The organism is Cellulophaga lytica DSM 7489, assembly GCF_000190595.1.
GTDB lineage: Bacteria > Bacteroidota > Bacteroidia > Flavobacteriales > Flavobacteriaceae > Cellulophaga > Cellulophaga lytica.
Genome location: NC_015167.1, coordinates 273,772 through 290,394, shown reverse-complemented (window position 1 = coordinate 290,394; position 16,623 = coordinate 273,772). Strand labels below are relative to the sequence as shown.

The following is a 16,623-nucleotide window of genomic DNA, read 5'->3' as shown; positions in this document are numbered from 1 at the left end:
ATGCTCTTTTTAGTCTATTGTAGCGTAAAAAAAAGCCACATTTTTAAAATGTGGCTTTTTATGTTTATCTATTAATTGTCTGTTTTCTATCTGGACCAACAGAAATAATTTTAATAGGAATTTCTAATTCTTTTTCTAGAAAATCTATATACTCATTTAATTCTTTTGGAAACTGAGATGGATCTGTCATTTTGGTTAAATCTTCTTTCCAACAAGGGAACTCTGTGTAAATAGGTTTTACATTTTCAGGTTCTATATTATAAGGTAAATGAGAAATTGTTTCTCCTTTATACTCATAAGCAGTACATACTTGTAGGCTGTCAAAACCAGAAAGTACATCGCCCTTCATCATATTTAATTGTGTAACACCGTTAACTTGGCAGGCATATTTTAGAGCAACAAGGTCTAACCAACCACAACGGCGAGGTCTACCAGTTACTGCGCCAAACTCATGACCTACTTTAGCCATATTAGCTCCAACTTCATCAAACAATTCTGTAGGGAATGGGCCAGAACCAACACGTGTAGTGTAAGCTTTAAAAATACCGTATACTTCTTTTACTTTGTTAGGAGCAATGCCTAAACCAGTGCAAGCACCAGCTGCTGTTGTGTTAGAAGAAGTTACAAATGGGTACGTGCCAAAATCAATATCTAATAAAGACCCTTGTGCACCTTCTGCTAAAATAGTTTTACCCTCTTTAATAGCTTGGTTTAAATACTCTTCACTATCTATAAAAGTTAATTCTTTTAAACGCTCTACAGCATCAAAAAACTCAACTTCCATTTCTTCTAAATCATACTGTACATCTACATTGTAGAAACTAATCATAGTTTCATGCTTATCTGCTAAATGACGGTACTTTTCTTTCCAAGAATCCAATTCTAAATCGCCAACACGCATACCGTTTCTACCAGTTTTGTCCATATAAGTTGGACCAATACCTTTTAATGTAGAACCAATTTTAGCTTTTCCTTTAGATGCTTCAGATGCAGCATCTAATAAACGGTGTGTTGGTAAAATTAAATGTGCTTTTCTAGATATAATTAGTTTAGCCTTGTAGTCTATATTAAACTGATCTAAACCTTCTAGTTCTTTAACAAAAACAACTGGATCTATTACAACACCGTTACCAATAACGTTCATTGCTTTTTTGTGGAAAATTCCAGATGGAATTGTTCTAAGCACGTGTTTAATGCCGTCAAATTCTAAGGTGTGACCAGCATTTGGTCCACCCTGAAAACGCGCAATAATATCGTAATCTTTAGTTAGTACATCAACAATTTTTCCTTTTCCTTCGTCTCCCCATTGGAGTCCTAGTAGTAAATCTACTGCCATTACTTGTAATTGGTTAGTTGTTTTCTTTTTTATTTTTTGTTCCGTAAAAGTATAGCGAGTGGTTTGTTATTTTAATATCAAACACATCCTCTATTGTTTTTTTAATTGACTGTATTCTAGGGTCACAAAACTCCATTACCTCACCCGTATCTGTTAGAATAACATGATCATGTTGCCTATCAAAATAAGATTTCTCATATTGAGCCTGATTTTTGCCAAACTGGTGCTTACGTACCAATTTACAATCTAATAAAAGTTCAATAGTGTTGTATAAGGTTGCTCTACTTACTCTATAGTTTTTGTTTTTCATTTTAATATAAAGAGATTCTATATCAAAATGATCTTCACTTTCGTAAATTTCTTGGAGTATAGCGTAGCGTTCGGGTGTTTTTCTGTGTCCGTTTTCCTCTAAAAAAGTCGTGAAGACATTCTTTACAATGTCTTGATTTTTGTTACTACCCATAGTATTTCTACAGCTTTTCGGTTTGCAAATGTAGTGTAAATTTTAAAGTCTAACTACTTTATCTATACCGTTAATTTTCTTTAAATTGTTAATAAGCTTAATTAAGATAGAATTATTTTTAACTACAACCGTGATTTTTCCTGAGAAAGTGCCGCCATCTGTACTAAAGTTAACGCTTCTCATGTTCACGTGCATTTGTTGAGAAATAATTGAAGTTAAGTCGCTAATTAAACCAATATTGTCTATTCCTGTTAGTTTTATGTTTGCTGTAAATTCTTGTTGTGAAGAATCTATCCACTTAGCCTGTATAATTCTATATGCATAATTAGATTGTAAAGATATGGCATTTGGGCAATTTTTTGTGTGCACTTTAATACCTTCATTTACACTAATAAAACCAAATACATCATCACCAGGTATAGGGTTACAACATTGTGATAGCTTATACTTTAGTTTTTCTTCTTCTTTACCAAACACTAACTGGTCATACTTTGCAGTAATCTCTTCTTTATCTATATTGTCTGGAGCCGTATTTCTTCTAATTCTATTTTTAAAGAAACTAATAAAGGCGTTGCTATAAGATGATGCAAATTCTTTTATTTGGTTATTATCTATAGATCCAGTGGCAATTCTGTAAAATAAATCTAAGCTGGTTCTTAGTTTAAAATGATACACCATTTTGTTAATGGTATCTTCATTAAAACTAATTTTTTGCGATTTTAATTTACGACGTAAAATTTCTTTGCCTTCTTCTGCAATTTCTTTTTTCTCTTCTCTTAAAGAAGATTTAATTTTAGATCTTGCACGTGCCGTTGTTGCATAGTCTAACCAACTTTGGTTGGGTTTACTTTTTTCTGATGTAATAACCTCTACTTGGTCTCCACTATGCAAAATAGTATTTAAAGGTACAAGCTTACCATTTACTTTTGTTCCTCTGGTTTTTAATCCAATTTCTGAGTGTATATGAAAAGCAAAATCTAAAGATGTAGCACCTTTTGGTAAGGATTTTAAATCTCCTTGAGGTGTAAAAACAAATATTTCTTTAGAGTACAGGTTTAGTTTAAACTCTTCAACAAAATCTACTGCATTTGTATTTGCATTTTCTAATGCTTCTTGTAGTCTGTTTAACCAAACTTCTATACCTTGTTCCTTTTGGTCTCCGTGTTTGTATTTAAAGTGTGCAGCATAACCTTTTTCTGCAATTTCATGCATACGCTCACTACGTATTTGCACCTCTACCCATTTGGCATCTGGCCCCATAACGGTAATGTGCAAGGCTTCATAACCTGTAGATTTAGGAGAAGATATCCAATCTCGTAAACGTACGGGGTTAGGAGTAAAATTGTCTGTTACTACAGAGTAAATTTTCCACGCTAAAAACTTTTCATTTGCTTTATCTGATTTGTAAATAATACGAATAGCAAACTTGTCATAAATTTCATCAAAAGGCACATTTTGTACTTTCATTTTTCTACGAATAGAAAAAATAGACTTCATACGGCCTTTAATGGTGTAATTTAACCCTTCTTTATCTAAAGAGTCTTGTATGGTATGTGAGAAAGAGTCAATGTACTCTTGTTGCTCTTCTTTAGTTTCTTCAATTTTATCCTGAATGTCATTATAGACTTCGGGCTCAGTATACTTTAAACTTAAATCTTCAAGTTCTGTTTTTATGTTGTAAAGCCCAATTCTGTGTGCAAGAGGCGCATAAATATAAAGTGTTTCAGAAGCTATTTTTAACTGTTTATGCTCTGGCATAGAATCCATAGTGAGCATATTGTGGTAACGGTCTGCTATTTTAATAATAATAACCCTAACATCATCATTTAAGGTTAAAAGCATTTTTCTAAAATTTTCTGCCTGTTGGGATACATTCATATCCTTTTTTAGGTGAGCAATTTTGGTTAAGCCATCTACAATTTTAGCTACAGTTTCACCAAACAAACGCTCTATATCTGCCAGAGTATATTCTGTGTCTTCTACAACATCATGTAGTAGGGCAGAGGCAATAGATACAGCATCTAACCCTATTTCTGAAGCTACAATTCTTGCAACAGCTATTGGATGAAAAATATAGGCTTCACCAGATTTTCTGCGCTGATCTTTATGTGCGTCTACAGCAATTTCAAAAGCAGATCTAATGAGTTTTTTATCTTCATCAGAAAGTGTTAAGTAACTAACGCGCAGTAATTCTTTATACTGGCGTGTAATTTCTTTGTTTTCTTTTTCTATTTCAGCTTCTGTCATATAAACTAAAATTACATTAAACTTTGGTAATAATCAACAAAAATTATTTTTTTAAATTGTTAATTCTGTCAATTAGAGTAGGGTGAGAATAGTTCATAAAAACATATGCTGGGTGGGGCGTAAGGTTGCTTAAGCTTGTTTTTGACAACTTTTTTAATGATGTAATTAATGGCATTGAAGCGTATGTTTTTTTAGCATAATCATCTGCTTGGTATTCAAACTTTCTAGATAAGTAGTTCATTATTAAGCTTGTAGTTTCTGATATAGGACTGTACAATATGCCAAAACCTATTAAAGCAGCATGAAAACTAGGTACGGTTACACCAATTGCTAAAGAAATACTAGGTGTATTTATAAAAATTGATAAAATGTACAATGTTAAACCAGTAAGTAAAATTGAAGCAGTTAAATTAAATAAAATATGCTTGCGTTTGTAATGCCCAACCTCATGCGCTAAAACGGCAATTATCTCCTCTTCGTCTAAATCTTTAACAAGCGTGTCATACAACGTAACTCTTTTTTGTTTTCCAAAACCAGAGAAATATGCGTTAGCTTTGGTAGATCTTTTAGAACCATCTATTATAAAAATATTTTGGAGTTCAAAACCAACTTTTTGAGCGTATTCTTCAATTTTAGTTTTAAGACTACCATTTTCTAAAGGCGTTTGTTTGTTAAAAAGGGGTACAATTAACTTGCTGTAAAACATATTCATGAAAATTGAAATAATAGAAATTGCCACCCAAGCATATATCCAAAAATTTGTACCAGCCCAGTTGTAAAACCAAATAACTAATGCTAAAAGAGCACCGCCAATAATGGCAGTTAAAAACCAACTCTTAATTAGGTCTAAAAAAAATAACTTTTTAGTAGTTTTATTAAACCCAAATTTTTCTTCTATTACAAAGGTGCTGTAGTAAGATAAGGGTACATTTAAAATACTGTTGCCTATCATTATAATACCAAAAAAAATAATAGCAACTAAAATAGGATTGTCTGTTATGCTACGCGCAAAATTATCTACCCAAGCAAACCCTCCAAAAATTAAAAACGACAGTGTTAGTAGTACAGAAAAACTACCAGAAAATACACCAAATCTATAGTTTGCAGTTTTGTAACGCTGAGATTTAATGTACTCTTCTTCATTAAAAATGCCGTTTAGCTCCTGTGGTATAGCTTCTTTAAATTTTTTAGCGTTTAAATAATCTACAGCAGCATCTATTACAAATTGCAGTATAATAATGCTTAGTATTACATAAAAAAGAATACTCATAAATATAGTTATTGGTGGTGGTTTGGTTTTGTAAAAATAGTAAATACTAACTTCTTTGTCGTTTTGCTTCAAAAATAACTACAGCAGCAGCTACAGAAACGTTCATGGAGTCTATTTGGCCTTCCATAGGAATTATAATATTTTGGTTAGAGTTGCTTAACCACTCTTTAGATAAACCTGTTGCCTCTGTACCCACTACAATGGCAGATCCGCTGGTATAATCTACAGTTGTATATATTTTTGAAGCGGTTAGCGCAGCACAATACGTAGCAATATTATGTTCTTTTAAGTACGCTATAATTTCAGACGTTGTACCCGTTGCAATTTTAGTAGTAAAAACGCAACCTACGCTAGAACGTATAATATTAGGATTATAAAGGTCTGTCTTAGGATTGGCAATAATAACAGCATCTAAATTTGCAGCATCTGCTGTACGCAATAACGCACCAATATTACCTGGTTTTTCTGGAGCTTCTGCTATTAAAATTAGAGGTTTTTTTGAGCTTAGTTGTAAGTTGTTTATAGTATGATTTTTACTTTTTACAAGTGCTACTACACCTTCTGTAGTAGCTCTGTATGCTATTTTTTGGTACACATCTAAGTTAACCTCTATAACATTTGTAGTGCTATTATTTTTAATTAAGTCTGTAATAGCCTGCTCAGAAATTAAATCTTTACAAAAAAACAAGGTTTCAATACTATAGTTTCCTTTTAAAGCAAGTTGTAACTCTCTGGCACCTTCTAGCACAAAAAGATTACTTTTTTTACGCTCTCTAGACTTGTCTTTTAGTACTAAAGTTTTTTTAATTAGCGGATTTTGTAAGCTTGTTATTTGTTTAAATGTATTCATTACAACAAAAGTAATGTAATATTGTAAATTATAGATTAGCATTACGACGAATTGTAAATTATAACTAATAAATTAAATTTTTTAAAAAATGAAGTATTTAGCATTGGCCTTATTTTCTGTTTTAATTGTTTCTTGCAAACAAGAAAAAAAACAAACTACAACAGAAAAAGCTGAGACAAAGGAAATATTAGAAGTAAAAATTAACGCTTACCCTAATGAGTTGCAACAAGTTTTTGATGCTCACGGAGGTATAAGTGCTTGGAAAAATATGAAAAGTTTGGTTTTTGACATTCCTAAACCAGATGCTAGAGAAACACATATTATAAACTTACACACAAGAGAAGATAAAATAGTTACCCCAAAACATACTATTGGGCATAACGGCTCTAAAACTTGGTTGTTAGATACTGAAGGAGAATTTAAAGGCGATGCTGTTTTTTACCATAACCTTATGTTTTACTTTTATGCAATGCCTTTTGTTTTAGGTGATGATGGTATTGTTTACGGTGAAACAGAACCTGTAGTTTATGAGGGGAAAAGTTATCCTGGAGTAAAAATTAGTTACAACCCTGGCGTAGGAGCATCTTATAAAGATTTATACTTTATACATTTTGATCCGGATACAAAGCAAATGGCTTGGTTAGGTTATAGCGTTAGTTACAGAAGCGGAGAAGTTAGTAATAAGTACAGTTGGATACATTATAATGATTGGGCTACTGTAAATGGTTTATTGTTACCAAAGTCTATTACGTGGCACAATGTAAAAGAAGGTGTTATTAAAGATGCAAGAAATACAGTTACATTTGAAAATATTGAGATTAGTAAAGAGGCAAAGCCATCATCATTTTTTGCTAAGCCAGAAGCTGCAGTTTTTGTAGAGGGTAAAATACAGGAATAAGTTACTGTAACGCACAAAATAAAAAAGCCTCCAAAACATATGTTTTGGAGGCTTTTATTTCTAAGTAGACAAAAGTATTACTCTCCTCTATTATATTTACCCATATATCTTTTATACAATTCTGTTTGGTGTGTTTCTAAAGACACATCTCTACCGTCTATAAAAGCTTTTTGTAGTTTATTAGTACGCATTTCTAAGGCATCTCCTTCAGAAATAAATAAAGTAGCACTTTTGCCAACAGCCAACGTACCGTGTGTATCATCAATTCCTAAAATTTTAGCTGTATTACTAGTAATTAATTGCAAAGCAGCTTCTTTTTCCATACCGTAAGCTACAGCTTGACCAGCGTAAAAAGGTAAGTTTCTGTTCTGGAAATTTGCTTCACCATTATTTTGTATACCAACCAGCAATCCGCCTTCTGTTAATAGCTTAGCCATTTTATATGGTAAGTCATAATCATCATCATTATTACTTGGTAAATTATGCATTGCTCTTACTAAAACAGGAATATTGTGTTTTTTTAGAAAGTCTGTAATTTTATAGGCATTATATCCGCCAACTAAAACAACATTTTTAATGTCATTTTCTTTTAAAGTTGTTACAGCGTCTATAATTTCTTTTTCACCATCTGCATACACATATAATTTTTGTTCTCCAGAAAAAAGTCCTTCCATAGCAGCAAACTCTTGATGAAAAGGTTTGGCTGTGGTTTCATTATAAGCTTTAGCGTTTACAATAAAATCTACCACATTAGAAATGTCTTTTTTGTAATTTTTATTTGGTTGTAAACCTCTTGGTTCACCTAGCCACCAACGGCCTCTTCTGTATGAGTTTGGCCAGTGTAAATGTATACCGTCATCGGTTTTTACAGCAGCATCTTCCCAGTTCCAAGCATCTAATTGTACTACAGAAGATGTACCAGGTATAACACCACCTCTTGGAGCTATTTGTGCCATAAGTACACCATTAGGGCGCATACTCTCTATTACTTTAGATTCTGAGTTATAAGCAATTAAACTTCTTACGTGTGGTATCATTCCACCAATTTCTGCTTGGTCATCACTAGCTCTTACAGCATCTACTTCTACCAGACCTAAAACCGTACATGCGGCAATAAAACCAGGGTATACATGTTTTCCTTTAGCATTAATAACCTTTCCTTTACGAGCAATTCTCATTTTAGCATCTCCTACAAAGGTAATTTTACCACCTTCAAACATAATAAGAGAGTTTTCTATAACTGTACCGTCACCTAAGTGGGCAACTGCACCCTCTATGGTAATGGCTTCTTTTTGTGGGCTAGCTGGTGTTTGTTGTGCAAACCCATTTGCGGTAAAGCAAAATACTAGCAGTATGTATATAATTCTTTTCATTTCTGTTATTTTATATGTTGTCTATTAGGTTTACCACTCAGCATCCATAGTATCACAATGGAACTTAGGTTTTTGTTTCTTAATAGGCTTTTGTGTTGGTTTGCCACCTTCTTTTTCTTCAAGCATCATTGTAATAAGCTTGTTTCTTTCGTTTTTAATAGCAGTTCTTTGTTGTTTGTCTTTTTCTAAATCAAAATATACAACACCTTCTATTAATGTTTTTTCTGCTTTTGCATAAACAGATAGTGGATGGTTGTTCCAAAGCACTAAATCTGCATCTTTACCTTCTTTAATACTACCTACACGATTGTCTAGGTGTAATAATTTAGCAGGATTAATAGTTACCATTTTCCAAGCCTCAAGCTCTGTCATATCTCCGTATTTAACAGTTTTGGCAGCTTCTTGGTTTAACCTTCTAGACATTTCTGCATCATCACTGTTAATAGCAACAGTAACACCTTGACTTTGCATTATAGCTGCATTGTATGGTATAGCATCATTAACCTCATACTTGTAAGCCCACCAATCGCTAAATGTAGATGCTCCAACCCCGTGTTCTTTCATTTTATCTGCAACCTTGTAACCTTCTAAAATATGTGTAAAAGTGTTTACTTTAAAGTTGAACTTTTCTGCAACTTTCATTAACATATTAATTTCTGACTGTACGTAAGAGTGGCAACTAATAAAACGTTCTCCGTTAATTATTTCTGCAATTACTTCCATTTCTTCATCATAACGGTATGGTTCACCACTTTTTTTCTTTTCGTCATATTCCTTACCACGTTGAAAGTAATCTATAAACATTTGTTCTACACCCATTCTTGTTTGAGGAAAACGAGAACGACTGCCCCAGTTGCTTTGTTTTACATTTTCACCTAAAGCAAATTTTATAAATTTAGGAGAATTATCGTAAATCATTTCATCTGCACTTTCTCCCCACTTTAACTTTAATAAAGCAGAACGCCCTCCAATAGGGTTAGCAGAACCGTGTAATAATTGTATAGTTGTTACACCACCAGCAAGATTGCGGTAAATGTCTACATCTTCGTTATCTACTACATCTTCCATTTTTACTTCTGCAGAAGAGTTTTGCCCGCCTTCATTAATACTTAAGCCTGCAATATGTGAGTGCTCATCTATAATACCAGCTGTTAAATGCTTACCAGTTGCATCTATAACTGTTGCTCCACCTGCACTTAAGTTGGTACCTATTTTTACAATTTTACCCTTTTTTACAAGTACATCTGTATTTTTTAAAATACCAGCATCTTCACTTGTCCAAACTGTAGCGTTTTTAAACAATATGTTTTCTTGTTTTGGTTTGTTTGCGTAACCATAACCAACGTTAGGGTAGGTAACCGGCATTAAATCTGGTGTAGTAGTTTCTTTTTTGTTTTTCTCTTTTTTATCTACATCTCCTGTTTTTGTAGCAACAAAAGTAGATTCAGTTCCGTTTGGTAATACTAATTTACCGCTAATATTGTTAGAGTTAGGGGTAACAATACCCGTCATTCTATATCTTTTTTCTCCTTTATTAGTGGCAAAGGCAAGATCTATCCAATTCTCTTTATATGAGAATTTAGACTTAATAGTGGTAGAGTCTTGTTTTAAAGTAGCAGAAGGTTTATCTGTAGCCCCTTTAATTTCTAACTTATAAGTTGTGCCATCTACAGCTAAATTATAGGTTCCATTTATGTCTTTAACATCTTTATCTGTTATTACATTTTTTTGTCCTTGAACCCAGTTTTCGTAAAGTGTAGTGTTTTTGTCAAAAACATCACCAGAAGTAATTAAAAAGTTTGCGTAGCTGCCACTTTTAAGAGAACCTATTTGGTTAGATTTACCAAGTATTTGCGCAGGTACAGTTGTTAAAGCCTCTAGAGCTTTTGTTTTTGGTAAACCGTATGCAATAGCTTTTAATAATTTACTTTTAAAAGCAGCAGGAGATTTAAGGTCATACGTAGTAAACGTAAAAGGAACACTGTTATCTGCAAGTACTTTTGGGTTAGAAGGTGCTTGGTTCCAACGTCTCATATCTGCTAAAGAAACATTATCTGCTTGGTATGGGTTAGATACATCATAAGCATCTGGAAAGTTAATAGGTACAATGTAAGTAGCATTTGTAGCTTTAATATCTGCAATGCTCTCATACTCATTACCACCAGCTAAAATTACATATTGTATATTGTTTGCGTCTCCTATTTTATCTGCTCTTAAAGCGTGACCCTTATCACCAGCTTCAAAAATTTGAACCAAACCTTTATTTTTATTTAAAGCTTCTAAAGACAAATCTTTTGTGTCACTATTGCCATTTGCATACCAAGCAGCATCAGAATACATTTGCCTTAGTAAAGCCAAAGAACCCATTAATGAAGAAGGGTAAGATTGTTTTTTTATGGCGCTTCTAGTTAAAGAAAAATATTGTGCAGATTTGTCATCTAAAATACGATCGCTATTTGTACCATCATCATTTAAAGTAACAAGTATACCTGTACCACGAGCAATACCATCTTGTATATGAGAGTTTACAACACCAAAACCTGCTTTTTGGTATTCAGCAGCTTTTTTAGCATCAAACTTAAAAACAGATATAGCATTATTTTCTGGCATTATATGGTCATTCCAATAATAACCGTGTCTTGTAGCTTCATACTGTGTAGATCTACCGCCAGATGCTTTAGGCTTTTTTACACCAAAGTCTGAGTAAATATCTATAAACGAAGGGTAAATAGATTTTCCTTTTAGGTTTACAGTTACTGTATTTTTAGGTACAGTAACACTTTTACCTACTTGTACTACTTTTCCGTTTTTAATAAGTAGAGTTCCGTTTTCTACAACTTGTGTAGGAGTAACAAATATTTTAGCATTTGTAAAGGCGGTGTAATTGTTGTTTTTAGATTTTACACCAGTGTTTGTAGGGAAATAATCCTGTGCAAACACGGTAGCACTTGCCAAAAATAGGGCAAGCGATAGGAGTCGTATTCTCATATCGGTTTCTTTTTGAGTTGATTAGTAAATTAGTCTGTCTAAAGATATGTAAACAGGCATTTGAAAATCGTAATAAAATGTTAAAATTACTGTGCGTACGTATGTAAATGTACCGCTATTCTATAGATCTTAATATTTTATAATGGGTGTTTTTGATGGTAGGCAACCAATAATGTTACAATTCTGCTGTAGCTTTTCATACCATCTGTTTGGTTGTTTGCTTTTAAAAAAGTGCTGTAAACAGATTTTAAAACAGGCTCCATAGGGTTTTCATAATTACCCCAAAAAGTACTTAATTCTTGATAGTTTTTTTTAACTCCAACATTTAAATTACTATAAAGTTGATTAAATAATTCTGGATTATTGTATCTAATATCACTTAAACAATAGCTTAATGCGTATGAGTAGGCAGCATATTTAAAGTAAATATCTGTATTGTTAGCAGTTACCAAATACCCAATAAAATTGGTTTCATTTTCTGCAGAATATCCAATTTGGTGTCCGGCTTCATGACCTGCAATTACAGGATACCTGTACAGTGGAATTTTACCATTTACCTGAGCTTCATTAGTAAAAGGGTTAAGGTAGCCACCGTAACCTGCATAGCTTAAACCTGTACTATATAAAGAGGTTTTTAAGCTAGGTGTTTGATAATTTAAAAATGGGTATTTTTTTTGTAATTCTGTGTACCCTACGGTTGTTAAATCATAAATCTCTGCTTTGTTATAGGGCATAACAACAGCTTTAGTACTGTCTTCTGTAATAGTTTTATGTATGGTATTTGTTTTTTCTATTAACCTAGAAACAAAAGATTCTAATTCTGCTAAAGAATGATTCTCTTTAATTTGTAATGTTTTGTATAGTGGTTCTCTGTAGTAGTTTAACCCCCAACAAAAATGAAAAGTAAAATAAGCAATAGATAAAACTACCAGAATATTTCTTAAAAAAATGAGAGGTTTTTGCTTTATATATTTTCTTTTTTTAATAACGTATTTAAGAGCAAATATAATTAATGCAGCGTATAAAATATCGCCAACAGAAAATGGTATCCAACCTAATAAATACCTAAAAAACTTAGAAGTGTATTGGTACAAACCATTACTGTAATATTTTTCAATAAATGAAGGATAGTTGGCCAACCATTTTACCAATACTATTTGTATAGGCAACAAAAGAGCAATACCATTTTTTAATTTTGACTTCATTACATCAAAAATAAACAATACAAGACATATAATCGTTTTCTATTATGTAATTTTGAGGCCTAGAAAATAAAAAGAAATGAGTAAAGATATAAGAGAGTTAGAACCAAAAGCAGTTTGGAACAAATTTGCAGACTTAAATGCAGTACCAAGACCTTCTAAAAAAGAAGAACGTGTTATACAGTTTATGTTAGATTTTGGCGCTTCTTTACAATTAGAAACTTTAAAAGATGAGGTTGGTAATGTTATTATTAGAAAGCCAGCAACACCAGGTTTAGAAAATAAAAAAATGGTTACGTTGCAGTCTCATTTAGATATGGTACACCAAAAAAATAACGATACTGTTTTTGATTTTGATACTCAAGGCATACAAATGTACATAGATGGTGACTGGGTTAGAGCTCAAGGAACTACGTTAGGAGCCGATAACGGTATGGGTGTTGCTACAATAATGGCTTTGTTAGAAAGCACAGATATACCACACCCTGCTTTAGAAGCTTTATTTACTATTGATGAAGAAACAGGAATGACTGGTGCTATGGGGTTAAAAGGTGGCGTTTTGCAAGGCGATATCCTTTTAAATTTAGACACAGAAGAAGATGATGAGATTGATATAGGTTGTGCAGGAGGTGTAGATATTACTGCAAGAAGAATTTATGAATTAGAGCCTGTGCAGGCAAACTTTACAGGATATAAAGTAACTGTTAAAGGATTAAATGGTGGTCATAGTGGTATGGATATACACCGTGGTTTGGGCAATGCTAATAAAATAATGAATAGGCTGCTTTATAACATAAGCTTACATACTGATTTGGCCATTTCTGAGATTGATGGTGGTAGTTTGCGTAATGCAATACCAAGAGAAAGCAATGCTATTGTTGCTGTAAAAGTTACAGATGAGTTTTTGGCTAATTTTGAAAAGTTGGTAAATACTATTAAATCTGAATTGAAAGTTACGGAGCCAAATTTAATTATCTCTTTAACAGAGGTTGCCTTGCCAGAAAATGTTATGGAAAAAGAGGCTCAACAAAAAATGTTACGTGGTATTTACACAGCACATAACGGTGTGTATGCAATGAGTGCTAGTATGGCAGATTTGGTAGAGACATCTAACAACATAGCAAGAGTTATAGTTAAAGACGGAGCAATAAAAATAGGATGCCTAACTAGGTCTTCTGTAAACTCTGGAAAAATGGATTTAGCTAACGCATTAAAGTCTGCTTTTGAATTAGCAGATTTTAAGGTAGACTTTAGTGGTGAATATCCAGGATGGAATCCTAATCCAGATTCGGCTATTTTAAAAGTGTTAAGTGCACAGTATAAAACCGTTTTTGGTACAGATGCAAAGGTGGTGGCTTGCCATGCTGGTTTAGAGTGTGGTATTTTAGGTCAGAATTACCCAGATATGGATATGATTAGTTTTGGGCCAACTATAAAAGGAGCTCACTCACCAGATGAACGTGTTAGTATTTCTTCTGTACAAAAGTTTTGGAAATTTACTTTAGAAGTGCTAAAAAATAGTCCGGCTTAAAGCATTATATAACTTTATAAAAAAAAATCCCCGTTTGAAAACATCAAATGGGGATTTTTAGTATTAAGGTTTTATTTAAAAAGTAGGATTCTTTTCTATTAATTCTGTTCGTACTAATTTTCCAGATTCCGTTACTTGATCTAAGCTCCAATTACCATTGCCACTAGCTCCAGGAGTTAATGCCGCAGATTTTTCGTTTTTATCTGCTATAGACCAATTACACCATGATATTTTGTTATCGTCTAAAAATTTCCACCAAGCTTTACTCTCTGCAGTGTCTACATACCCATCACCAGTGTATTCTGTTGTGCCATATTCTGTAACAAAAATAGCCAAGTTGTTGTCTATGGCTTGTTTGGCAATATCTCTTAAATATTGCTTGTGACTAGCTGCATAGTAATGAAGAGTATACGCTACGTTGGCATCATTAATTTCATTGCCAATTACTTCATCAACACGTTGAGACCATACTCTAGTACCACAAACTACAATATTGTCTGGGTCATACTTTCTAATTTCTTTAATAACAGCTTCATGGTATGGCTTAAGTGTGTTGTTCCATGAAACACCATCTAAAGGTTCGTTGTAAATTTCGTAGATAATGTTAGGCTTGTCTCCGTATTTTTGGGCAACTTCTGCAAAAAAACTTTTTGCTTCACTTAGGTGATTTTCTGCGTGGTGACTGTGCCAATCTACAATAACATAAATACCTTGTTCTATAGCGGCATCTATAACTGTAAATATTTTAGCTTTTTCTCTTTCTGGGTTGCTTAGGTAACCATCATTATCTTCTACAGCCATAGCTGCTCTTACAATGGTAACGTTCCAATCCTCTTTTAGCCATGATACGGTGCCTGTTGTGTAGTATTGTGGCATCCATTGGCTCCAAAATAAAGACATACCACGTAATTGTATTGCGTTGTCATTTTTGTCTACAATTTTACTTCCTTTAATGCGTAGTTGTCCGTACGCATCTACAACAGTTTTTGCAGTGTTGTTACTGTTGTTTTCATCTTCATTGGTGTTTTCTTCTTCTTTAGTTTCTTCGTTATTATCATTAATTGCATCTATTAGGTCGTTAGATGAATTGTCACAAGATAAAAAAGATAAAAAAAATACGAGTAATACTGTTTTTAATGCAAATGTTTTCATAGCGTTTTTTATTATTAAAGGTTTACTTGGGGAGAATTATTTGTAGTAAATGTATTACAAATAAAAAAGACTGCCAAAAGCAGTCTTTTAATTTATTGAAACTTTTTTGTTAAGAAACGTGTAGTTTATTGAATACCAGTGATTTCTACATCAAAAATTAAATCGGCGTTTGGAGGTATTGGTCCGCCTCCTTGTTCTCCGTAACCTAAGTGAGGTGGAATAAACAAACGAACTTTATCGCCAACTCTCATACGTAATAGCCCTTCTTTAAAACCAGCAGTTAATCTAGACTCTGGACTGTATTCCATTGGGTATGGGCTTAAATCGTTACCGTGCATTTTGTAAATAATATCATATTTTCCAAACTCTTTAGCAACGTCTTCCATTGTGGTATCAAACAAAGTGCCATTGCTTAACCAACCAGCATAGTTTACCAAAGCTTTTTGTCCAATTTTTGGTTTTTTACCAGTACCTTCTTTTAAAACAAGCACTTTTAAGCCAGAAGGTAAAGTTTCTGCTTTTTTAATTTGCTCGGCAGTTTCTGCAGCAAAAGCAGCTTCTGTTTTTTTAGCTTCTTCAGCTAAAGCAAGTTGTCTTTTTTCTTCTTCTTTTTCTTCTTCAAAGTAAGCTGTCATTACTTTAATTGCATCAAACTTTTTAGCCTCTTTACCTTTTTTTACTATTTCTATGGTAGAGATAACAACATCTTCTATAGGTCTGTTTTTTGCAGCTACTTTTACATTTGCAATAGAGTCTACAACTTCTAAACCTTTAACAACTTCACCAAAAACAGAATGACATCCAACTCTAGGATTATCACAATTTTTTAAATTACCAAACTCATCTAAACCATCTAAGAAAGGAGTAGGAGCGTGAGTAATAAAAAACTGGCTGCCATTAGTTTTGGGTCCAGAGTTAGCCATAGATATAATACCTTTTTTTGTGTGACGAAGAGAATCGTTAAACTCGTCTTTAAATTTATAACCAGGGTTACCCATACCTGTTCCTGTTGGATCTCCACCCTGAATCATAAAATCTTTCATTACTCTATGAAAAATAATACCATCGTAGTATTTTTTACCTTTGTATTCTTCACTAACAAACGGACTTTTACCTTCTGCTAAAGAAACAAAATTAGCAACAGTAACTGGTGCTAAATTGTACTCTAACTTTACTAGCATATCTCCTTTATTGGTTTTTATATCTGCATACAACCCATCTTCTAAGTCTGCATATTGTCCAGATTTACAGCCTACCATTGCAGATACAGCTATTAATAAGATTAAAAAACTTTTTTTCATTTTTACTTTTTT

Annotated in this window: 12 protein-coding genes; 2 read left to right on the top strand and 10 right to left on the bottom strand. The window is 33.0% G+C overall.

All coding sequences use genetic code 11. The features are described 5' to 3' along the window. Positions 1-64 precede the first annotated feature (64 nt). From CELLY_RS01380 to CELLY_RS01360, 5 genes are read right to left on the bottom strand one after another with little or no spacing between them, the layout of a single operon-like run. Complete coding sequence (locus CELLY_RS01380; RefSeq protein ID WP_013619862.1) at positions 65-1,336, bottom strand: adenylosuccinate synthase; 1,272 nt, start codon at positions 1,334-1,336, stop codon at positions 65-67. Positions 1,337-1,349: 13 nt separating this feature from the next. Continuing rightward, positions 1,350-1,799, bottom strand: coding sequence for a Fur family transcriptional regulator (locus tag CELLY_RS01375; RefSeq protein ID WP_013619861.1), 450 nt, complete (start codon positions 1,797-1,799; stop codon positions 1,350-1,352). A 42-nt stretch (positions 1,800-1,841) separates the two neighbouring features. Next, positions 1,842-4,046 (bottom strand): RelA/SpoT family protein, encoded by a 2,205-nt coding sequence (locus CELLY_RS01370; RefSeq protein WP_013619860.1) that lies wholly within the window; start codon positions 4,044-4,046, stop codon positions 1,842-1,844. A 43-nt stretch (positions 4,047-4,089) separates the two neighbouring features. Further along, positions 4,090-5,316 (bottom strand): M48 family metallopeptidase, encoded by a 1,227-nt coding sequence (locus tag CELLY_RS01365; protein WP_013619859.1) that lies wholly within the window; start codon positions 5,314-5,316, stop codon positions 4,090-4,092. Between the two features lie 46 nt (positions 5,317-5,362). After that, on the bottom strand, positions 5,363-6,166 hold the full coding sequence (locus CELLY_RS01360; RefSeq protein ID WP_038504509.1) for a TrmH family RNA methyltransferase: 804 nt from the start codon (positions 6,164-6,166) through the stop codon (positions 5,363-5,365). Positions 6,167-6,254: 88 nt separating this feature from the next. On the opposite strand from CELLY_RS01360, the gene CELLY_RS01355 reads away from it, so the two are divergent. Further along, on the top strand, positions 6,255-7,064 hold the full coding sequence (locus CELLY_RS01355) for a DUF6503 family protein (RefSeq protein ID WP_013619857.1): 810 nt from the start codon (positions 6,255-6,257) through the stop codon (positions 7,062-7,064). Positions 7,065-7,141: 77 nt separating this feature from the next. Here CELLY_RS01355 and CELLY_RS01350 read toward each other — a convergent pair whose 3' ends face one another. From CELLY_RS01350 to CELLY_RS01340, 3 genes are all read right to left on the bottom strand, one after another. Then, positions 7,142-8,437: an amidohydrolase family protein gene (locus CELLY_RS01350; protein ID WP_013619856.1), complete on the bottom strand. Its 1,296-nt coding sequence runs from the start codon at positions 8,435-8,437 to the stop codon at positions 7,142-7,144. Positions 8,438-8,467: 30 nt separating this feature from the next. Next, complete coding sequence (locus CELLY_RS01345) at positions 8,468-11,425, bottom strand: amidohydrolase family protein (protein WP_013619855.1); 2,958 nt, start codon at positions 11,423-11,425, stop codon at positions 8,468-8,470. Positions 11,426-11,562: 137 nt separating this feature from the next. Then, positions 11,563-12,630 carry a DUF3810 domain-containing protein gene (locus CELLY_RS01340; RefSeq protein WP_013619854.1) on the bottom strand — a complete coding sequence of 356 codons (1,068 nt, stop codon included), beginning with the start codon at positions 12,628-12,630 and terminating at the stop codon, positions 11,563-11,565. A 76-nt stretch (positions 12,631-12,706) separates the two neighbouring features. On the opposite strand from CELLY_RS01340, the gene CELLY_RS01335 reads away from it, so the two are divergent. Next, on the top strand, positions 12,707-14,158 hold the full coding sequence (locus CELLY_RS01335) for an aminoacyl-histidine dipeptidase (protein WP_013619853.1): 1,452 nt from the start codon (positions 12,707-12,709) through the stop codon (positions 14,156-14,158). 75 nt (positions 14,159-14,233) lie between these two features. Here CELLY_RS01335 and CELLY_RS01330 read toward each other — a convergent pair whose 3' ends face one another. Beyond that, on the bottom strand, positions 14,234-15,310 hold the full coding sequence (locus tag CELLY_RS01330; RefSeq protein WP_013619852.1) for a glycoside hydrolase family 5 protein: 1,077 nt from the start codon (positions 15,308-15,310) through the stop codon (positions 14,234-14,236). A gap of 125 nt (positions 15,311-15,435) precedes the next feature. Next, positions 15,436-16,611, bottom strand: coding sequence for a peptidylprolyl isomerase (locus CELLY_RS01325; RefSeq protein ID WP_013619851.1), 1,176 nt, complete (start codon positions 16,609-16,611; stop codon positions 15,436-15,438). Between the last annotated feature and the right edge of the window lie 12 nt (positions 16,612-16,623).